General features: G+C 34.8%; 21 protein-coding genes, 1 pseudogene and 1 riboswitch. Of the genes and pseudogenes, 1 reads left to right on the top strand and 21 read right to left on the bottom strand.

The genetic code is table 11. The annotated features are described in order from the left end of the window. Positions 1–3: 3 nt before the first annotated feature. From mgtA to FC89_RS11915, 5 genes are all read right to left on the bottom strand, one after another. Positions 4–2,649: a magnesium-translocating P-type ATPase gene (mgtA, locus tag FC89_RS11930; protein WP_057872757.1), complete on the bottom strand. Its 2,646-nt coding sequence runs from the start codon at positions 2,647–2,649 to the stop codon at positions 4–6. A 58-nt stretch (positions 2,650–2,707) separates the two neighbouring features. Continuing rightward, positions 2,708–2,836 carry a hypothetical protein gene (locus FC89_RS12920; RefSeq protein WP_268872029.1) on the bottom strand — a complete coding sequence of 43 codons (129 nt, stop codon included), beginning with the start codon at positions 2,834–2,836 and terminating at the stop codon, positions 2,708–2,710. A gap of 187 nt (positions 2,837–3,023) precedes the next feature. Then, positions 3,024–3,194, bottom strand: a riboswitch (M-box (ykoK) riboswitch). A 278-nt stretch (positions 3,195–3,472) separates the two neighbouring features. Then, positions 3,473–4,579: an o-succinylbenzoate synthase gene (gene menC / locus FC89_RS11925; protein WP_057872814.1), complete on the bottom strand. Its 1,107-nt coding sequence runs from the start codon at positions 4,577–4,579 to the stop codon at positions 3,473–3,475. Positions 4,580–4,596: 17 nt separating this feature from the next. Further along, a complete protein-coding gene (locus tag FC89_RS11920) occupies positions 4,597–5,826 on the bottom strand; it encodes an MFS transporter (protein WP_057872756.1) in 1,230 nt (409 codons plus the stop codon). A 29-nt stretch (positions 5,827–5,855) separates the two neighbouring features. After that, positions 5,856–7,214, bottom strand: coding sequence for a M20/M25/M40 family metallo-hydrolase (locus FC89_RS11915; protein ID WP_057872755.1), 1,359 nt, complete (start codon positions 7,212–7,214; stop codon positions 5,856–5,858). A 117-nt stretch (positions 7,215–7,331) separates the two neighbouring features. Between FC89_RS11915 and FC89_RS11910 the strand changes: the two genes are divergently transcribed. Then, positions 7,332–8,261, top strand: a complete 930-nt coding sequence (locus FC89_RS11910; protein WP_057872754.1) for a LysR family transcriptional regulator — start codon at positions 7,332–7,334, stop codon at positions 8,259–8,261. Positions 8,262–8,334: 73 nt separating this feature from the next. On the opposite strand, the gene FC89_RS11905 is transcribed toward FC89_RS11910, so the two are convergent. The 16 genes and pseudogenes from FC89_RS11905 to FC89_RS11835 form a co-directional block, all read right to left on the bottom strand. After that, the gene (locus tag FC89_RS11905) at positions 8,335–8,865 is read right to left on the bottom strand and encodes a flavodoxin domain-containing protein (RefSeq protein ID WP_057872753.1); all 531 of its coding nucleotides are present in this window, start codon (positions 8,863–8,865) and stop codon (positions 8,335–8,337) included. 33 nt (positions 8,866–8,898) lie between these two features. Further along, complete coding sequence (locus tag FC89_RS11900; RefSeq protein WP_057872752.1) at positions 8,899–9,774, bottom strand: hypothetical protein; 876 nt, start codon at positions 9,772–9,774, stop codon at positions 8,899–8,901. Positions 9,775–9,781: 7 nt separating this feature from the next. Continuing rightward, entirely contained in the window at positions 9,782–10,387 is a 606-nt protein-coding gene (locus tag FC89_RS11895; protein ID WP_057872751.1) for a TetR/AcrR family transcriptional regulator, read from the bottom strand. 189 nt (positions 10,388–10,576) lie between these two features. Further along, the gene (locus FC89_RS11890) at positions 10,577–11,020 is read right to left on the bottom strand and encodes a metallophosphoesterase family protein (protein ID WP_057872750.1); all 444 of its coding nucleotides are present in this window, start codon (positions 11,018–11,020) and stop codon (positions 10,577–10,579) included. A gap of 134 nt (positions 11,021–11,154) precedes the next feature. Continuing rightward, complete coding sequence (locus FC89_RS11885; protein ID WP_057872749.1) at positions 11,155–12,018, bottom strand: Nif3-like dinuclear metal center hexameric protein; 864 nt, start codon at positions 12,016–12,018, stop codon at positions 11,155–11,157. A gap of 21 nt (positions 12,019–12,039) precedes the next feature. After that, positions 12,040–12,924, bottom strand: a complete 885-nt coding sequence (locus tag FC89_RS11880; protein WP_057872748.1) for a PRD domain-containing protein — start codon at positions 12,922–12,924, stop codon at positions 12,040–12,042. 26 nt (positions 12,925–12,950) lie between these two features. Continuing rightward, positions 12,951–13,370: a PTS sugar transporter subunit IIA gene (locus FC89_RS11875; RefSeq protein WP_057872747.1), complete on the bottom strand. Its 420-nt coding sequence runs from the start codon at positions 13,368–13,370 to the stop codon at positions 12,951–12,953. 13 nt (positions 13,371–13,383) lie between these two features. Next, the gene (locus FC89_RS11870; protein ID WP_057872746.1) at positions 13,384–14,205 is read right to left on the bottom strand and encodes a PTS system mannose/fructose/sorbose family transporter subunit IID; all 822 of its coding nucleotides are present in this window, start codon (positions 14,203–14,205) and stop codon (positions 13,384–13,386) included. Further along, complete coding sequence (locus tag FC89_RS11865; RefSeq protein WP_057872745.1) at positions 14,198–14,992, bottom strand: PTS mannose/fructose/sorbose/N-acetylgalactosamine transporter subunit IIC; 795 nt, start codon at positions 14,990–14,992, stop codon at positions 14,198–14,200. Before FC89_RS11865 ends, FC89_RS11870 begins: the two co-directional genes overlap by 8 nt. A gap of 2 nt (positions 14,993–14,994) precedes the next feature. Further along, entirely contained in the window at positions 14,995–15,480 is a 486-nt protein-coding gene (locus FC89_RS11860) for a PTS sugar transporter subunit IIB (protein WP_057872744.1), read from the bottom strand. A 308-nt stretch (positions 15,481–15,788) separates the two neighbouring features. Beyond that, positions 15,789–16,173 (bottom strand): annotated as a pseudogene (locus FC89_RS13040) (transposase); the annotation flags it as partial. A gap of 146 nt (positions 16,174–16,319) precedes the next feature. Beyond that, complete coding sequence (locus tag FC89_RS11855) at positions 16,320–17,345, bottom strand: NAD(P)-dependent oxidoreductase (RefSeq protein ID WP_157060733.1); 1,026 nt, start codon at positions 17,343–17,345, stop codon at positions 16,320–16,322. After that, positions 17,329–18,570 (bottom strand): MFS transporter, encoded by a 1,242-nt coding sequence (locus FC89_RS11850; RefSeq protein WP_057872742.1) that lies wholly within the window; start codon positions 18,568–18,570, stop codon positions 17,329–17,331. Before FC89_RS11850 ends, FC89_RS11855 begins: the two co-directional genes overlap by 17 nt. 11 nt (positions 18,571–18,581) lie before the next feature. After that, entirely contained in the window at positions 18,582–19,697 is a 1,116-nt protein-coding gene (hisC, locus tag FC89_RS11845) for a histidinol-phosphate transaminase (RefSeq protein ID WP_057872741.1), read from the bottom strand. A 238-nt stretch (positions 19,698–19,935) separates the two neighbouring features. Beyond that, a complete protein-coding gene (locus tag FC89_RS11840; protein ID WP_057872740.1) occupies positions 19,936–20,976 on the bottom strand; it encodes a MupG family TIM beta-alpha barrel fold protein in 1,041 nt (346 codons plus the stop codon). Beyond that, positions 20,976–21,785 (bottom strand): tyrosine-protein phosphatase, encoded by an 810-nt coding sequence (locus FC89_RS11835; RefSeq protein WP_057872739.1) that lies wholly within the window; start codon positions 21,783–21,785, stop codon positions 20,976–20,978. Before FC89_RS11835 ends, FC89_RS11840 begins: the two co-directional genes overlap by 1 nt. Between the last annotated feature and the right edge of the window lie 17 nt (positions 21,786–21,802).

Raw genomic sequence — 21,802 nt, 5'->3', positions numbered from 1 at the left:
TTATCAAAGTAACTCTCGATACTTGTTCAAATAAAAATGTTTAACCACCGTTACCAATAACAAATAGGCGAACAACGTTAATCCTAACAACAGCCAAAAAGCTGGTGGCAGACTGGTCAACTGCAATTTATCTCCCAACGGACTCATTGGTAAAAATGTACCAACTGCGATTCCCAAAGAAGTGACTACCGTTAAAGCCGGAGCAGCAGTACTTTGGATAAAGGGAACTTTTGGAGTGCGTAAAGCATGCAAAACCAAAGTCTGGGTCCAAAGTGATTCGACGAACCAAGCCGTATGAAAAAGCAACATAAAAATCGCTTGCTGATCAGGTGCCAGTGATTGAAAACTGCCGCCAGTAATCGCTGGACAAATTATAAAATACATGGCAAGAAAAGTTGTGATGTCAAAAATTGAACTGGTCGGTCCGAACCATAGCATAAATTTGCTGATCGTATTTGTCGTCCATTTCTTGGGCTTGATCAAATACTCTGAATCCATTCGATCCCAAGGAACTGAAACGCAAGACAAATCATAAATCAAATTAAGCAGTAAAATCTGTAATGGCAGCATTGGCAAGAAAGGCAAAAAGATACTAGCTAACAACATTGACAACATGTTTCCAAAGTTTGAGCTGGCAGTAATTTTGATATACTTCATAATATTTCCAAAGGTCTTTCTGCCTAAAAGAATTCCTTGTTCCAAAACCTTCAAGTCTTTATCCAACAGGATCACATCAGCTGATTCCTTGGCAATGTCAACTGCTGTATCAACTGAAATACCAACATCAGCAGCTTTCATAGCCGGTGTATCATTGATCCCATCACCCATAAAACCAACAGTATGATTGTTTTTTCTCAGTGTTCGAATAATTTGCGACTTTTGCTGCGGAGTTAATTTTACAAAAACATCATAATTCTCAACAAGCTTCGGCAGTTCCGCTTCATTGGCTGCTGCCACCGCTGGGCCACTGATTATTCGCTGTTCAGTCAATCCCAATTGTTGGCAAACTGATTTAGTTACCGACTGATTATCTCCTGTCAATAGTTTCAAGCTGACACCACGTCTTTTAAGCGATGACAAAGCCTGACGAGCTGTCTTTTTTGGTGGATCAAGAAAAGCTAAGTAACCAATTAAGACTAGTTCACATTCATCTTTTATTGATAAAACTGAAGCTGCTTGCGGATTAGTTTTTTGAGCAACTCCGACCACACGCATACCTTGCTGGTTCAACTGCTTCACTTTTTCTAAGATATTAGCTTTTACATCGGCTGTTAAAGGCATTATTTGCCCATGCAAATCTGCAAAAGCTGAAACTGCTAAAAGTTCTTCAATTGCTCCTTTAGTAATCATTTGTGTTTTTCCAGTTTGATCTTTGACCACGACACTCATCCGCCGTCGTTCAAAGTCAAACGGCAATTCATCAACTTTTTGATAACTTTCAAATGACGGAGTTAATTTCTGTGACTGGGCAGCCAAAATAACTGCCTCGTCTAATAAATTCTTTAAACCTGTCTGATAACGGCTGTTGAGATAAGCGTGTTTCAAAACCCGTTGGTCAGCTTCACCTTCGCAGTTATAAGAATTTTTCAAAACAATTTTGTCTTCAGTTAATGTCCCGGTCTTATCACTGCATAAAACATCAATTGCTCCAAAATTTTGAATCGAATTAATATTTTTTACAATTGTTCCCTTTTTAGCCATCGCTGCTGCACCTTTAACCAAGTTGGTAGTAACGATCATTGGCAGCATTTCCGGTGTTAAACCAACAGCAATCGATAAACCAAATAAAAATGATTCGCCCCAATTACCTTTAGCAAGGCCATTAATTATGATTACCAGCGGCGCCATTATCGCCATAAATCGAATCAATAGCCAAGAAGTTTTTTGAATACCAGTTTCAAAATTCGTTTTTGCCGGTTTACGGGTCAGTTCCTGAGCAATATCACCAAAAAATGTAGCCGAGCCAGTTTTTATTACTATTGCTGTTGCAGTGCCGCTGACAACATTACTGCCCATTAAGAGCAGGTTTGAATACATCGCCGGATCTTGTTCACTCGCTGAATTCGCAGCGGCTTGTTTTTCAACCGGATAACTTTCACCAGTCAGTGCTGACTGAGAAACAAATAAATCTTTAGCTTGTAGTAAACGCAAGTCTGCCGGGATTAAATCACCAGCCGATAATTTAACCAGATCACCAACAACTAATTCTCCAACTGGCAATTCACTAAATTGCTGATCTCGGCAAACTGTTGCGGTGATCTTGACCATTGACTGCAGCCGATCAACTGCTTTAGTTGATTTGACTGACTGAATCAAGCTCATTGTCCCACTAACGATAACCATTATGGCAATAATAATCACACTAGATAAGTCACGATCTTTGGGTGCGGCCAACTGATAATCACTAATAAATGATAAAATTCCTAAAAGCATTAAAACCACCGTAAAAGGAGTAATATATGCTTTAATAATTTCAATCAACCAAGAGTTCTTCTTATGATAAGCTAATTGATTACTGTCGTATTTTTCACGAGCCTGCTCGATTTGATCATTCCTTAAGCCTTGGGAACTTGAATGAAATGCTGCAAATAATTTTTCGAGCGGTGTGGTTGAAAAGTAGTGATAATTATTTAATTTTTCTTTACGCATTTTTAGATACCTCTTTCCAAGAATTACTAAAAATGACAGTTTAATAGACTGACATTTTTTATTTTTCTGGGATCAAGGCAGGCAAACAGGCAAAAAACAAATAGCCGAAAACAGCTGCTTGTTCTAGCCGATAATTAAATTTGGCCTGCGCCTGCGATCCCTCTTTCTGCGGACTGCTGTCGTCCATTGGTTTTTCCCCTCTTTCTAATGAAAACATTGACCTTACTCATCCTAATTAATTACACTGACCTATAATTAATAAAAATTACTTCTCCTTTCTTCCCAAGAATTTTGAACAAAGCAAAAAACGGTTCCCTGTTGATTACTCAACAAAAAACCGTTAACCAGTATTTTACAAATACACAGTGTCAACTTTAACGATTTATTCGTTGAGTTTTGGCACTATATAACGTAAAAAGAATATCTTTTAGCTGCTTTAAAGAAAGCCTTGTATCGACAATCCCTGTTCTACCAATTGGTGTCTCTCGACGTTTTTTTGGCAGCAGCCTATGTTTATATAGGAGCCTCACCTAACAAATCTACTTTATCCACGTGTAATCATAACTGCTTGGCATCTAAAAAGCAATTTAAAAATATCTTAAGAAAACTGGTAAAAGCTAAATTTTGTTTGATTGCAGCTTAATAAGTAAGTAACATCATCCCTAATTATTTGCAACTTAATCGCTCTACCTCAGGCTTAAAAGCGATTTTTTATCAAAAATAACAGCTCTGATTTGGACTGTTCACTAAAACAAAAAATTTAATTTCTGTAATTCATTGCTGATGGTTTTTTTTAACAAATTAAATTAACCGCTAAAATACTTTATTTAATTCGTTGACTTGCAACTGTAAAGCGACTCAAATTTTCGCGGTCAATTTGATAACCTAGACCTGGTTGGGTTGGAACCTTAACGTAAGTTCCGCTGAGTTCAACTAGCGGTTTGATAATATCAGCATCATAATATCTACCGGATGCCGCGATATCGTTTGGCAAAGTATAACCAGGTAAAGTTGCAACCGCAACATTAGCCGCGCGGGCTATTCCCGAATCAAGCATGCCGCCACACCAACAAGCAATGCCATTTGCGGATGCCAATTTTTGAATTTTTTTGGCAATTCCCAAACCACCAACCCGCGCAACTTTGATATTAATAATTCGACCGCTCTTTAATTCAATCATCTTGCGTGTATCTTCAAGCGAGGTAATGCTTTCGTCCAAACAAATGCTAGTCTTCAGCATCCCCTGCAAATGAGCATGATCTAACAAATCTCCCGGTTCCAACGGCTGTTCAATCATTATTAAATCCAAATCGTCTAGTTTTTGCAATAGCTTTGCATCGGCTAATCGATACGCAGAATTGGCATCAGCCATCAGCATTGCATCCGGAAATTTACTTCTAACAGCCGCTAAATATTCATAGTCTTTGCCCGGTTTGATTTTCATTTTGATGCGACGATAGCCTTCATTCAAATAACCATTGACTACTTCGACTAGTTTTTGCGGACTGGCTTGAACCCCGATGCTTACGCCCGTTTCAATTTCAGTTTTCGTACCTCCGAGTGCCCGCGATAAATTTAATTGCTGCTGTTGAGCATATAAATCCCATAGCGCACAATTGACAGCCGATTTTGACATATTGTTCATTCTAATACCGGAAAATAATTTATAAATGTCATCGGGATGAGCAATTTCTTTTCCAACAACTTGCGGTAACAGTTGTTCTTTCAGTAAACTCCAGCTGCCACTGCGAAATTCCTCATTATAAAATGGAATATCAAACGCTGATGATTCCCCAAAACCACTCCGACCAGCATCATCGATCAATTCCAAAATAATACATTTTTTATACTTCATTCTGGCAAAACTTGTCTCAAAAGGATTCCTTAAAGGCAAGTCAACTTTATATAATTTAGCTTCTGTTATCTTCAATTTAACAGTTCCTTTCATTATTTATTTTCGTTAATTACCCGTTGTTGATTTTTCTGCAGTTCTTCGGCATTAAAGGTCAATGAAATTACAAAAGAAAAAGCGGCACAAATGACTAGGAATAAAAAGGCAGCGCTATATGAATTGTTAAAATGTTCAACCAGTGCGCCAATTATGATCGGTGCCAAAAACCCAGCTAATTGACCACCAAAATTAACAATTCCGACCGCAGATCCGTAAGCTTCACCAGTAACTAATTGAGCAAACAATGCAAAACAACCACTAAACGCTAAACCTTTAAAGAAATAAGTCAAAACTTCAAAAATTATAACATTACTCAAACTAGTGGATTTATACATTCCAAACATAAAGATTGTTGCCAACAAACAACTAACGGCAATTAACCATTTTTCTTTCTGTTTGAAAAAATGGACCATTAAATAACCGGTTAAGAGTGCGGCAGCTCCGGCACTAATTGACGGTAATGGAACCAGCCAAGCAATGCCAGCCAAATTAATATGGCGCGCTCGCAATAAATATGTCGGCATCCAAGAATCAAGCCCTTTGGTAATAACACTCAACCCTAAAACTACTAAGAAAAATTGCCAAACAACTGGATTAAGAAGTGAAGCTTTCCAGTTAATTCGTTTAGCAGTCCCGGCAGCAGCTGCCCGTTTTTGTCTGATCGGACGCAACGCCAGATAATAAATGACCACAAAAATCAAACCCAAGATCCCCATTAAATGAAAGGCAACTCGCCAACCCAAACTGGCAATAATTGGTGCGATTATTACCGGTGCAATTGCTGCCCCAGCATAATTTGACGAAATAATGGCTGAGGTCGCTTCTGAACGTGCCTTAAAAGAAAACTCCTCACTGATTTGTTTTAAGCTGGCAGAGGGATAGGCACCTTCACCAATGCCAAAAAGAATCCTAATGACCAACAATGAAGCCAATGACCACGCAAAACCAGTTAAAATGGTAAAAAGAGACCACATCAAGATAGCAACGACTACTGTTAATTTTGAGCCGAACTTATCAGCTAGCCAGCCACCAGGAATCTGCATCAACGAATAGCTAAAAAAGAAAGCACTGGAAACAATTCCTAATTTGGTTGCATCCAGATGAAAATCATTGCCAATATATGACAATGCAATACTGATTGCGGAACGATCGATAAAACAAATAATAAATGCGATATACAATAAGATAAAAACTAATTTTGGCTTTTTTTGGTTACTCTTTTCCATTTATAAAATCCCCCTATGTCTATTGCAAACTAATCCTGATATATTTTGACTAACTGATAAATAATCTTAATTCCCTGCAAAAAGGCAGTTAATTTAATGTTTTCATTGGGTGCATGGTTATGCTGATCAAAATTGGCTAACGGAATCGTAAAAATCTGCGCCTGCAAGTTTTCCTGCCAAACATAATTAGGCACCGTTCCGGGCATGACCGGCTCAATAACCGCCTGCTGATCCACCTGCTGAATTCCCTGAATAACCTGCTTCATCAACTTATTTTCGACACCGGCGTAATACGGCGGGATAACAGCTAAATAATTGATCGAAAGCAGTTTATTACTGATCCATGGAGCTAACAAACGGTTAAGTTCCCGCTGAATTTGAGAAACATCTTGCCCATTTACCAACCGAAAATCAAAACGAACCTTGAGTTGACTTGGAATTATCGTCTTAATACCTTGCCCTAGAAAACCACTTTGAATGCCATTAATATTAAAAGATGGCTCAAACATCAGTCTTTTATAATATTCAAATTTATTTTCCGGTTCCTTGAAAAATTCCGAACTCTGACTAGAATTTAATTTAACTGGCGGCAACTTTTCTAACAAAGCCGCCTCGGTTTGACTCACTTGTTCAGTACCGTCATAAAAATGCGGGATAAGAACCCGTTGCTTTTTAAAATCATATAGTTGCTCAAGTATTTGGTGAAATACTAAAACCGGATTGGGCGAAACATTGCCAAAATTGCCTGAATGCAGATCTGTTTCATTCGTTTTAAAATTGACTTCAAATCCCAAAAGACCCCGATTTCCTAAGCGTAAAACATGCTGTCCGGCAAAACTAAACGACCCATCAATTACAAATACCGTTTTAATTTGCCGCAGCTGCTGTGAAGATAATTGCTTAACAACTTGGTTTAAGTGGACGCTGCCCTTTTCTTCTTCTCCTTCAATTATTAAGTTGATCTGACAAGGGAATTGTTGGTGAAGGCTTTTAAAAGCATATAAGCCAAAAATAACATCCAACAGTTGTCCTTTATTATCCCCCGCACCGCGACCAAACAAACGTCCTTCCTTCAGCGTCAGTTGAAAAGGATCTGTCTGCCACTTTTCAACATCTTCAGCAGCCATTACATCATAGTGACCGTAAAATAAGATTGGCTCCTCACTTGATGAAGCAGCAGCGAAATGACAAAAAATAACTGGAGAACCGGCAGTCGGCAAAATTTCAATTTGACAATCAAAAAGCTCTTTCAGCAAATTACTAAGAAAAGCAACTGCATTTTTTATCTGTGCTTCATCACCACAAATACTGGGGATAGCGACCAGTTGCTGGAAAATTTCAATAAAATGTTCCCTTTTTTGCTGTACAAATTGATCAATATCCGTCAAAAAACCACTCCCTGCTTTCATGAAATAAATTAAATGAATTTAATTTATTTTTAAGTATATTTTAAATTTTACTAATTGTTAAATACTAGTTTTGTGATATTATATAGTGAAAATGTTATGAACCAAGGGGGGATTATTATCAGATTATTACAACTTCGCTATTTTTTAACAACCGCTGAATTGCAAAATATCACTCAAGCTGCCAAAAAATTGCATGTTTCCCAACCTTCACTCAGCAGAACAATTATTGAATTAGAAAACGAATTAGATTGTAATCTTTTTATTAGAAATAGTCGTTCTATCATCTTAAGTGAAAAAGGCAAGTACTTTTATCAGAAAATTAAAAATTCACTGAATATTATTGATTCAGCTGTTCAAAAAGTAAGTACTGATAAAAATCCTTATAAGCAAGTGATCTCTCTTCGCTGCGAAAAATCATCGCAGATTATTCCTGCTGTCATGAATAATTTAAAAAGCAGCTTACCTAATGTAGATATTCAACTGGTGCAACGCGGACTGGAAGATGATTGGATGGATCACTGTGATTTCGAATTTTCTACTCAGAAAATCAAAAGTAATAAGAACTTTTTATTGTTAAAAGAAGAAATCTTTGTTGCTGTCAGCAAAAAGTCAAGCTTAGCAGCCCAAAAAAATATCGCCTTACAAGATTTGAAATATCAAAATATCATTATGTCCCAGCCTAATCCGTTAAGAAATGTCATTGAAAGCTTTTTTTCCAAAAATAATATTACGCTTAAGCCCAAATTTGTTACGAGCGATATTGCAACACAGCATGCTTTAACCAAAAGTAATTTTGGTGTCTGTTTCGTACCGCAGCATACTTGGTTATACAGTGACTTCTCTGATACCTGCTTGCTGCACTTATCCCCGCAAAAAATCTTTCGAAATGTTTATTTGAGTTTTTATCCAAGCAAGGCTAATAAAAAATATCATGCCCAAGCTCAAAAAATAATTATTGATTATTTTAAAAAGCTTGAACAATCAAAAACTGCCAGCCGCCCCTCAATCATAACGGTCAACGAATAATAGTTGGATATAAAAAACGCGGACTATTTCCGCGTTTTTTTGTTGCCCACATGAGGATTATCTTGTTGTTGACTTAGGCTAACTCTTCTTTTACATAATTAATGAGTGGTTGAATCGTCTCTTTATCTGTGTAATCAACATTCTTGCCAGATACATGCTTGATAATTTTCTCAATCTCGCTCAATTCAGAATCAGGCTTTTTTGCGACTGCAACTCTTAATAACTTTAGTAAATTACGATGGATAAATCCCAATTTATCCGATTGTAGTCCACCTCTAAAGTGAAATACTTTATCAGGCTGTATATTTGGGTCGGAAAAAGAGTTGGTCATTATATCTGCAAAATCAGTTGTTTGCGGATCAGTAAGACCAACCGTGAAAACCACTAAACATTTACTCTGATTTTTTGCCACAAATTCAATCCCATTGATCTTACTTGCATAAAGACTGCCACCATAAATAATAATATCGTACTGTTTCAGCATTTCGGAATCAGCAGCCGCTTTCTTGAACAAGTCCGCTCCAAGTGCTTCAGATATCCATGCAGCATACTTTCTCGTGTGCCCATAAGTTGATTTATAAATCACCGCTATCTTAGCTTTCATTAATACCTCTCCTCTTTTTATGTCTTCCACTGCTTAATCTTTAGCAACATTTTCTTGATCTTTGATGTTTTTTACTATCAGATAAAAATTAAACGCTACCACCAGTGTATATAAGGGGAAAATTGTTAAATCAGCAATTGCGACTTCTACTCCATTTGCAATCATAAAAATAATCATGGCATCTAGAGCAATTAACAATGTTAATCCTTTAAAAGTAATAATCGGTGTTAGTAAATACCCCCATGAATGTCTTCTCATTAACATAATCGCTGAAAAAATAATCGTTGGCAATACAATTCCTAAATCTAATGCTTGGATTGGTAAAGTCGTATAATGGTCCAAATATTTTCCGACTTCTGCAGGTGCCAACCGCCTGACCCAGTTAAGCCCAATCAGCAGCGCAAATATGATATTAGAAATTCCTAAATACTTAGTAGGTATTTTTTTATTAAAATTTTCGTTTATTCGGCCTAGTTTAAATGTCGTCATGCAACCAACAAACGCATAAAATGATAATCCCATAATAGCAACATAGCCGATAAACAAGAAATTGTAACTTTCGGCAAAACAATAAATGGTATACGTATAGAGAAAATATGCTAATGCTCCCGTAAGTAAAAATCTTCCCAACAAGGTTTCTTTCTTATTTAATTTTACTGAATATAGTAGAAAAGGCACTCCGAAAAATAACGTAACCAGATCTTGTCCTTTAGCTTGTACTGCCATTGACAGTGAATCATTTTTGTAAACGCCTCTCCCATACAAGTTTATCGTTTGACCGCTGATCGTTTTTATTGAATCACCTGCACTAAAATCTTTGGTATAAAAAAGACTAACAGTGGCAATAATCGTTGAGAGAAAAGCTATCAGGATTACTAAAAAATCTATTTTTTTATTATAAGGTTTCATATATAAGTCACCCAAAGCTTTCCATAAAATAATCGATATGCGTCACTACTGCCTTTTCAATACTAGCTTTATCTTCCGACTGATCATATAGGCCCATTAATAGATAAATCGGTCCAAAGTAATTCAAAGCTAAGATATTGGTATCTTTATGTTCATATTTTGTGCCCACAAAAATTCGCGCCATAATAACTTGGGCATTTTTGATGACACCGTTGGTCAAATATTTATTCAACAGCTTTGCCATTTGGGGATTACGATACTGTTCTAACGTCAATATTTTTCTAAAGTTTGCAGCAAATTCATCTTCTGTCCAATATTTAAAATTTGCGATACTAAATTGCTTAATTCCATTGATAATCTGTTGCTTTGTCAGCTGCTCTTGAGAATTTAAATTTCCAATTAAGGAGTTAAACTCTTTCGTCCTTTTAGCATCAATTTCTTCCATCCGGTTGACAATACTATCAAAAATATCTTGCTTGTTTTTGTAATGTTTATATAGTGCGCCCTTGGTAATACCAAGTTTTTCAGCTATCTTTCGGACAGACACGCCTTCATATCCATCTTTAGCAAATAAGCGAAGTGCAGCTTGTAGTATTTTTTCTTTAGTATCCATGTCTAAAACTCCTTAAACTGTAACTTGCAAAAAAGTAAACGATAGTTCACTTAGTATTTTAGTGAACTATCGTTTACTTGTCAAGTTGTAAATATATTAGTCAATAAATGATTTACATGACTTTCCACCAATAACATATTAGCAGTATTAGTACAAAATTCTCTGCAATCATGTTAAGGCATTCTTGAGCTATTCAAACAATTTAATCTCAGTTTCAAATTGATCATTTTTAAGTTCAATTATCCTAACTCCACGAGCTAAGACACCATAAGTGTTATAACCAGTGACATTTCCATAGCCTAATTTTATGCCATGATACTCACCAACAAAATTATTATCATGATCGTGCCCAGCAAAAAGCGCCTTAACATTTTGTCGCCGAAGTAAACTATAAAATAGTCCTGAGTTAGTTAATGATGAACAAATTTCTTCATTTTTTTCACCCTGAAAAATTTTTTTAGCTGCCAATTTATATTCCGGTAACGGAATATGCAGAAAAACCAAATCAATGTTTCCAGCTTTTCTTTTATATGGCAGCTTATTAAACCAATCTATCTGTTCCGGCTCAATAGCAGCATATTCTTCATAATTTCTCCAATGAGAATAGGCTCCACTATCCCATACATAAAGCAAGTGTACAACATATGTTTACCTAATCACTTGAGAATATCTGCAATATTAATTTTTTAAAATGTGGTATAAGTATATTTAAATGAAAATATGCCTTAAAAATTAAAGAATACTTTTTCAAAATAAGAGTTTGGTAATCATATAGTCTTTTTTAAATAACTATACATATCACCTGACTGAACAAAATAACATGGAATATCACTTTGCAGAGCTTTTGGAATGTAATTTACCATATATCTCATTCCAGCTTCTTCAGTATTGAAATGCCCTACGGTTACAATACACTTATTCTTTCCCAACATACTACTATCACGAATATATTCAGCAAGTGTAAAATCAATTAATTCTAAACCTATTACTAAATTAATATTTTGTTTGTCAATAAATCTAATCTCTTTTTTTGCATCTCCTAAGTTATGATAAGGGATAACCGCTTTCTTTATAATAGTTTCTGGATTTCCTTCAATTCTTGCACCATTTAAATTGAAGGTTTCTATCAATTTGTTTGCTACTTGAAGACCAGTTGTTTGAGGTAAATTAAATACAATCGGTAAAATATCATCATTTTCAGAATTTACCCAATATTTTTCCCATCCTAAATATTTAGCAAAGCCCCAAAAAATACCATCCTTGTAAGTCCCATCAGTCAATGGGATACCGGAATGAACATAATCATGGTTACGCCAGATGGTAACTCCTGTTTCATCTAACAATTTTTTCTTTTCAAAATAGGTTTGATTTTTACTTTCTATAAGCCAGTCTTGTTTATCACCATGATTCCAAAATAACGCTTCATGGCAAATAATCAGATTTGCCCCTAGTTTTACTGCCTTTTTAATAACATCAGTAGTTGCCCAAGTTGTTGTTACTATTCCGGTACACTCAATATCTGTTTTTCCATAAAGTATTTTATCACGAGTTTTATCTTCACTAATTGGTTCCCCATTTAAAACTCCTTTATAATAATTTTTTATTTTACTAACAACTTCAGCTATCTTCAATTAAGACCCCTCCTTAATACTCTATTCATCGCTTTTCTCATCCCATGGATTTACATCTTCATATATTTGATGCAAATGCATTAAAAGATATAATTTTTCAGACTTTGATATTCTATAAGAACAGTAATTATTAAAATATTCAGTAATTAAATTTTCAGATTCAATTAGTTGTGGATACTTATCTTTTATATCAGTATATAAATTATCATCTTGTTCAAATGATCTATCTTCCTCAGAATTCTTATTAAAACTTCTCCGTAGTAAAAAGCGTAGATGTATGGTTAAACGATCTAACACTATAGAATGCATTGGATAACCAATATTATTAATTATTATTGTCAATAAATTATTAATATGCTCATTCTCTATTATCGGATTACTAAGCTCTACTTTTTTATCAATAGGATAAAGTTCATTTTCTACAAAATGAATAGCAATAAAATTTGCTTCGTTAATATGCATTTTTATTTTTATATATTTTTCAATTATTTTTAATGCTTCAATCCCTACTTTATATTCATCTGGATAAATATGTTTCACATCATCCATAGTTACTACCGTTCTAATTTCTTTTTTTGAACGAAAAATAGCAAAGTATATATGATCAGCTAATGAAATTAACAAAAAGGGATTAAACTTAACTCGTAAATTAGCTTCAGCATTATTAATTATCTTTCGTGTTACTAAAATATATTCAAAAGGTATTTCATTAATTAAATTTAAAAAAGAATGCATCCACTCAGGATTTTTGCTCTCCTTTACAAATAATTCTATCCTGTTATCTATCCCAATTTCATCATCCTTACTTTTACCGTAACCTATACCTTTACCTGACAAAATTTTTTTTTCATGATTTTTATCTTCAGCAAGTATAACGTTATTATTGAAAACTTTAATTATTCTCATCGCTAATCCCTTCACAATGTCGAAAATTATTCATCGGATTCCGTATTATTGTTCAAGTAAGTATTCATTAAAACCATTTGTTTTTTTGCATCATTTATAATTTTTTGAATTTTCATCAATGGTATATTTCCTTCTGGTTCTAATACCAAGGAAAGTACTAATGCTAAATTAATGCCAGTAATAACAATTACATTTTCATTATAAACATATTGACTACATTTCTGATTAACACTCCCACCTAATAAATCTGTAAAAATAAATAATTGCGAATTATTAGGTATATTTTTAATGACACTTTCAACTTTATCTTTCGGGAAACTATTCTCTCCATTTTCATAAGATGAAATAGCTATGATGTTTTCCCTATTGTTAGTAAAAAAATTCAGTGTGTCTTCAAATCCAGCAGCTAATGTCTTATGAGTAACAATTAAATATTTTCTCTTCATTTTCCCCACCTATTTATGCCTTAAAAATTCCCAAGGCCGCTCCAATCATGGCAATTACTATAACCGTCAAAATCAAAGTTGTCATTTTAAATCCCTTTTTTAGCATATAATACAGAAATGCAACCAATGCTACCGGCAGAAGAGACGGCATCAATTGATTTAAAACATCTTGACCACTTAGTTTGACTCCTCCTTGATTAAATTCCAAAGCTAATTTGAAATTAATTGTTGATGAAATAATTCCCCCGATTACCGTTAATCCTAGAACAGAAATTGAATCTGTAAATGCATGCAACTTATCCCCCAAACTTGTTATCAGATTAACGCCTTGATTATAACCAAAAATATATAAGTATGATCTTAAAACAAACAACATGAAAAATATTATTACGAACAGCCACATTCCAAATGAATTGCCTTGTTTTCCCATTGACCCAGCAATTGCTCCTAGTATTGTCGGTAACATAACCCATGTTATGGTATCTCCAATTCCAGAAAATGGTCCCATTAGTCCAGCTTTTAGATTTTGAACTGCCTCTAAAGATTTTTTCCCATCTTTTTCTTCCATTGCTAAGGTTGCTCCAGTTATAATTGCTGATAGCCAAGGATGGCAATTATAAAATTTAAAGTGATTATTAATTGAAGCTATTAAATCATCATCATTTGAATAAATTTTTCTTAAAGCTGGATACTGTTCCCAAACAACCGTACTCGCCAAACCAGAATCATAATTATAGGTACTAATTCCAATGTAGTGCCTTAATGAAGCTATTATTAAATCTTTTTTTGTTAGAATACCTGAATTGTTTTTTAAATTTTCTTTTTTGTTACTCATCTTCCATATCCTCCTCATTTAAATTGTTTTTTCTCTCTGCCTTCTTCATTTCATTTTGAGCAACTAGCTGACGATATGTTGGAATTGCGGCTGCAATTCCTAATATACCTAAACCCAAAGTAGCCATTTTTAAATAAGCAGCCAAAACAAAACCGATTAACAACCAATAACCATACTTTTTTAAGGGCATGTACGTTAATAGCATTGCAATTCCGACAGCCGGTAACATCCCTCCTGCAACATTCAAACCAACGGTAAACCATTTAGGCATAAAATTTAAAATTGATTCAACAACTGGCTTACCAAAGACAATAGCCAAGAATACGGGAACTGCCGATTGAAGTGGATAAATTAAAGTCATACATGGAATTAATCGATTCATTTTTTTAAATTCTCTTTTGTTGACATACGATTGTGCTTTGCGAGCAAAAGCTGAATTAATTAATTTTAAAAGAACATCAAAATTAATACACAACATTCCAACTGGAACACCTAATGACAAACCTGCAGCCATACCTTTCCCTGTAGTAACAGCTATCGTAGTAGCAATTATTGCGGCAACAGGATAATCAGGCATAGATGCCCCACCTAAAGCTGCAACACCTAAAGACATAAGCTGCATAGTAGCACCGGTTTCTAGTCCTAATCTAAAATTCCCTAAAATCAATCCTGTAATTGCACCATAAATAATAGTATCAAATGCAAAAATTTGAGTAGTCGATAAATCGAGCGTTTTAAAGTAAGCTAGAGCCGTTATCAAAACTACTTGTAATAAACTTAGACCCATTACTATTCACTCCTTTTAATAAATTTAGATACATCAATTTTTTTATCATTAGGAACATATTGTGATATTATCGTACATTCTTTGTCCAAAATTTGCTGATAAACAGAAAGTTGTTCTTTTTTAATATATGCACGATTTGTTACCTTAATCGCACCTTCATAAGTTAAAGTCCCTCCCAAAATTAATTCTGAAATTTTAACACCAGAATTAATTAAATCCAGAAAGACTTCTGGTGTTTTAGAAACTATAAATACCCGCTGACGATCATACTTGTGTTTTTTAAAATTTTCTAGTGCCACCCTCCTACTTATAATGGAAGTTGCCATTCCCGTTGGTCTTCCAAGTCTCATAGCTTGCTTTTCAACTGGGTTATCTGCTACTTCATCGTCTATTACCATCACCCTATTAGCATTTGATCGTGGTGCCCAACTTGTCGCTACTATTCCGTGCAACAATCGATTATCAATCCTTGCTCCTACTACTGTCATAAAATTGCCTCCTTCATAAAAATAAAAAAACCAAAACCTAATAGTTTGAATATACTTCAAACTATTAAAGTTTTGGTTTCGCTCACTATAGGTGATTGCGATCCAAATACATGAATCATTTATTTACAACTAAAAGATATCATATATTCCATTCAATGTAAAGGCTTTCTTGCGTGCTGAAACTTAGAATTAAGAAAAGTATGCAGCTATGCTGACTGGCAAGCCGACCATTCATAATTGAACTTGTTTTAAACCACGTTATTTAAGATTGGTCACTTAGCCAAACTCCTAGTTTTCACTACAATTCAATAATCAAGAACCCTTTTACCCCCAGTAGGTGTGATACCTAAAGCAATATAAACTGTTTGTCTTTGAACCGTACCACGACGCAAAGATAAAATAAGTGGTATCTAAAAATAAGCAAACATAGTTTTCCTTGATACTCCAACGGTGAGAAGCTTCAATTTATTTAGTCAACTGAGCGGTAATATTAGTAATCCACTTAGAGTAAAGTTGAATAATTGTTGTTTTTAAGGTGTTTGGTCGGTATGAATGCGTTGGGAGTAAATGAACTTACTTTGTCGGTCACGTGGCACAATACTTCTCAACTTACCATATTCAGAGTCAACTAAACGATATGTAAAAATTACTAGAATTTAAGCCGCTACGATCACAGAAATCATATCCAAATAAAATTTTAGTTAAGTCTTTAATAAGCTAATCAATAGGGAGTTCCTCCATTCTGGTTTGGTTTTGTCGCTTCAATCAAATCATATGAGAAAAGGATTCCCTTTTCAATAGGATTTTTATTCATTTGCACAAATTATTTTATACTCTCCCTATAAGACTTCAGTATTAACCAGTCTAAACATTTTTTTATAATTACCAGATAAGTAATTTATAAGATTTTCAGTAGCAATCCTTTGGCAGTCTTCCAGTGATTGATCAGAATAAAAAGCAATATGTGGAGTAATTATTACATCATCTCTGCCAATTAGTGGATTATTTTGCAATCCATGAGGAGATTCATCAGTTAAAACATCTAAAACGGCTCCTCGTACTTTTCCCTGATTCAACGCTTTAATCAAGGCTTTTTCATCAATCATTTGTCCTCTTGCAATATTCACGATAATTGGTTTTTTAAGCATCTGCTCAAATGCTTTTTCATTTAAAATATGAATGTTGTCTTTGGTTAGTCTCATTGTCAATGCAATAAAATCACTTTCTTTGAAAAGTGTTTGTTTATCAACCATTTTTATACCCAATTTTTCTACTCGTTTCTGGGCCCTTGGAGTGCTGTAAGTGATAACCTTAATTCCGAACGCTGCCGCTTTTCGGGCAACTTCACAACCAATCTTTCCTAAGCCCATAATTCCCAACGTTGAATCACTTAACCGCCGAATTGATTTACCAATTTTGAAAGTATAAAGTTTTTTTACATCCGACTGATTTATAAAGTACTTTAGTTGTTTATTCATAGCCATCATCGAAAATACAACAAAATCAGAAACTTCTTCCGTACAATATTCTTGAATAACACTAACACCAATATTTAAATTAGTAGCAACCTGTAAGTTAATATTATTATATCCAGTTGCTTCTATTGAAATAGTTTTTAAATGTGAGCATTTTTCTAATAGTTCAGCATCAAAATTTAGATATGAAGTTAAAATGCCATCTGCATCATGAATAACATCAATTAATTCTTCCCGATTTCCATGATAAACATAGGTAACGATTTTTGTATTAATACCCAATTGATTTCTAATTAATTTTTTTTCAAAGTCTAAGTCACGATCCATTGGTTCTTCAGTATCGGTAATAACCACTTTCAAAATATCACCTCTATTATTTTCTGTTATCAATTTCAACCTGTTTTTTTCGATTAACTTTATAAATTACCCAACTAAACAAACTTGCAACCAAAGCGAAAATTGTTAAAAATAAGAAAACTTTTTTATAACCTTCGACAACACTATTAGTATCTAAAATCTTCCCATAAAGAGTTGGTAGTATTAAATCTGGTAGATATCCTACCAAAGAAACAAATCCCGTTATTAATCCCATTAATTTCAAAGGAAGTTTGCTTTCAGCGATAATTGAAAATTGTATTCCATAAAGACTTAGAGCAAGCATCCCTGGAATCAAAGATAAAAATATCACCATGCCAATTGGCAAATTTTTCAAGAAAACTAGCGCAAGTAAGGAGAACGCTAAAACAATATAGCCAATAACAAACCATTTTAGTGTTGAATGAAATACTCGATCTGCAATTAACCCACTTAAAGGTGCCAATAGTAGGAAAACATAATTTCTAATAATTCCTAAGAAACTACTCATTTGATTCGATATATTAGCTACATCAGCTAAATAAGGTGTCAAATAAGAAACACCCGAGAAAAGGCTGTAGGTCATGAAGAAAATTATTGAAATTAACCATACCACCGGACTTCTCAAAATCTTTTTAATCTGACTAAATTCCACCTTAGTATTTCTTTCAGCAGTTTTTTCATCTTCACTAGGTAAGAAAATAAAAACTAAGATCCCAATTAAACCAATAACTAACGCCATCGAAAAAGTTGCCAAAAGCATTCCAGATTTTGAATTATTTGACTGACCATAAATCCATAATGAAAAGAAATTCAAAAGAGCTGCCGATAATCCATTCGCAGCATAGTAAATTCCGTACATTCGACCACCATTCTTCTCACCACCAACTATTCGGACTGCTTTAATTAGGGCTGACCAAAAGATGAAAGCCGAGCTGAACGCTAATAAAGCCCATATAACAATTGAAATCGTAAAATTCAGTGTTAAGCCAAAAACAATCGCCAAAATTGCTGTCATGATTAATGAGAGGGTTAATGACAATTTTGAAGATATATGATCCGCTAAAAAACCACCTGGAATATAAAGAACCAAACAGCCAACACCATAAATAGTTGTAAGAACCCCCAATTGTGTATTATTAATGTTCATTGCAGAAAGCAGCTGATTATAAAAGATATATTTGATATATGGAAAATCATAAATGGTACCCCCAGCCATTCCTAAAAGAATCAAAAGTGAATATTTTCTTAAATTTGTCATAGAAAAACTCCTTATTTTACTTTCTTTTCTTCAAGTAATGAACAAAATGTTTTCAAAAAAGTTTCATTTTCGGCTGGCGTACCAATGGTTATTCGGACATGGTACGGATAGTTCCATGGCGTACAGTCACGAACTATAACCCCTCTTTTCATCATCTCATCACAAAACCAAGTTGCTTCAAATGGGATTTGCGTAAAAATAAAATTCGCTTGCGACTTAGCTGTTTTGCAGCCCAACTTTTCAAGTTCAACCGTTAATTTATCTCGCTGTTCAATAATTTTCTGCCTTGAAACTGCAACTTCTTCTTTATCCAGTGTCATTGAGGCATAGCTACCTGCTAAGGCTATTCGGCTGGCACTAAACGGCTCAGTAACTGTATCATATGCCTGAACTGTATCCTTATTTGCTATTGCATACCCCATCCTTGCACCGGCTAAACCATAGTATTTTGAAAACGTCCGGACAATAATAACTTTCTTTCCATTTTTAACATAATCAATTACGTCAGGACGATCATCTGGATTTGAAAAATCAGCATACGCTTCATCAATGATTAACTGAACATGGCTCGGAAGTTTCTCAACAAATTTATTGATAGCATGTTTATCAGTTAAAGTTGACGTTGGATTATTAGGATTGCAAAGCCAGATAAGCTTAGTTTTTGACGTAATTACACTAAGAAATTTACTTAAGTCAAATTGATAGTCTTCTGTTAGTGGAATTTCAATTACTTTAGCTCCCATAATTTTAGAAACCTCGCGATAAAGTCGATAAGATTGTTTAGCAATAATAACTTCATCCCCAGTATTCAAAAATGTCTTCGCTAGAATCTCCAGTACATTACCAGCACCACTACCTAATATAATATTCTCCAGCTGTACACCATTCTTTTTTGCTAGTAATTTTTTCAAATTAATAAAATCATTTTCTGGATAGCGATTCAGTGTAACTAAACTATCCTTCATTGCTGCTAGGGCATGTGGAAACGGTCCATAAGGGTTTTCATTTGATCCTAACTTAATAACTTTCGATAAATTATATCTTTCTTTGACATCATCAATAGTTTCACCTTGGATATAAGGCAAACAATCATTAACTTCTTTTCTAACAGTAAAGTCAAAAGCCATTAACAATCTCCCCCTTTTCAATATCTAATACAAAAGTACGATCCTCAAAATTTTAAAAATTGATATATAACATTAAAAAGCAATTCGTTTTTTAATGATTTTTTCATAATTTTAATTATAAGCATAAGAAACGGTATATTCAATGAATTTTTAAATAACGATTCAAAAAAGAAACAAATATCAAAAAAGCCCCTCCGTTGAAAAAGGGACTTTCGGATTTAAACTATTGGAACTACCTTCAATGATTGGTATACGGCTCAAAAATAACTTGATAACGATCATCAATTAAATTGAGCAGTGACCAAAAATTAACCGGAATGCTTCCCAGATAATTGCTGGCCGGCGAAAATGGCAGTGCTGACTTAACAATTTCAACTTCACCAGAATAACGACCAGCCAATTTATTTTCAATCGTAACCATCCCTGGTTGGCGAGCAATTGCTGATTTGATCGGTATTGGTTGCCGCGCAGTCAGCAACCGAATCACTTGCGGGCTTTTCTCAGCTCGAACTGCTAATTTTGTAGTTGCCAATTCTGCTGGTAAATCATCACAGATCAATGGCAAAGTAATGACTTTTTCATTTTCAAAGCGCTGGATACGATTTAAACTGACCGATGAAAGCTGACTGTCCCCAATAAATATGTCATCTACTCCATACCTAAGCTTCATTTCAAGATAAGCTGAATATGAATCTAAACCGCGCTGTGCCTCAAGCGTCGGTATCCCAGCGTAATTAGGATATCTTTTTAAACCATCTCCGGGGATGAATGCCAATTGCGAAATCTGCCATTTTTTCAGCAACCGATTTTTAGCTGCAAAATAATCGCTGCTCAAACCAGTTGCTATCTTCGGGTAAAAATTATAAGCTGCCACGATTTGCGACAGATCGACCCCTGCAGCTGCCAGGTTTTTAAGCAGATCAGTGGTAATAGTAGATGCATTCAAGAAGATTTTAAAATCCTGCTGTAACCGGCAAATCAAAGCCGGATCGTCAAAACCATAATCCAAACGCAGCGAGGTAAAACCTAATTTTTTTAAGCCACTAAAATCACTGGCAGCTAATTGCAGCTTTTTAAAAGCCGCTGGGGAAACATCGACCAATAGCTGCAGCCGATGCGCACTGGCTAATTGCGATAATTTATCAACGCCTGCTGCCAATTCTGCTGCTGAATCTTCTGGTAATTGAAGCGAGGTAAAGACCGCTCGAACCCCATGAGTAAAACAATTTTTTAAGTAATCATCTGAAAAATCTTTAAAATAACAAGAAATTCCGAGCATTAATGTTCCTCCTTTGGCATTGTCTCATCAGTTAACACCAAACTTCGCAATTGCTGAACCAATTGTGGAGTAATCTGCAGCTCTTGTTGTAAATAATCATGTAAATTACCACTTTCTTGAAAAATTTCAAAAATAGCAGCATTCAAATATTCTTCTTTAACTGAGCGCAATGAACGTGTAGTTGCCTGCAGGATCCAGTTAGCATTTTGCTGCTTTAAAACATTGACGATTCGTTTTCTTTCAGTAGCTGTTTGTTGATTTGAAATTAGATAGTCCTGCCTAATTGCTGTAAAGTCAACTCCTAATAGTTTTAATAAATAAACCGTCGCCATCCCGGTTCGATCTTTCCCCGAGGTACAATGATACAATACTCCGCCTGCTGGTAAACGGGTAACGACCAGCGTAAGAAAATCATGAAAGGCTTTTTTAGAAAACGGCTGCTGGACTAATGAGCGATAAGTATTAACCATGTTATAAAATCCTGCTAATGGATTTTGATCGTATTTTTCTCTTAGTTCAATAATTTGCGAATCAATTTGAGCTTGATCTGTCGGGAAAACCGGTAGTTGATAGTAGTACATGTCCGAACTGATTTGATCTGGAAAAGCTTGGCACTCTTGCGGTGAACGCAAATCAATAATTGTTTTGACATTTAGCTTTCTTAAATAATCTAAATCAACAGTTGTCAGTCGATCTAAAGCACTTGAACGAATTAAACGATGTGTTTTGATTTTCTCTCCACTGGCAGTCGACGTTTCGCCCAAATCACGAATATTAAAAACACTTGGACAGCTTAGAATCTTAGTCAAAACTCTCACCTCCCTAA

Source organism: Liquorilactobacillus ghanensis DSM 18630 (assembly GCF_001435235.1).
GTDB classification, from domain to species: Bacteria; Bacillota; Bacilli; order Lactobacillales; family Lactobacillaceae; genus Liquorilactobacillus; species Liquorilactobacillus ghanensis.
The sequence above is the reverse complement of the archived record's forward strand: the minus strand, read 5'-3'. Positions and strand labels throughout refer to the sequence as shown.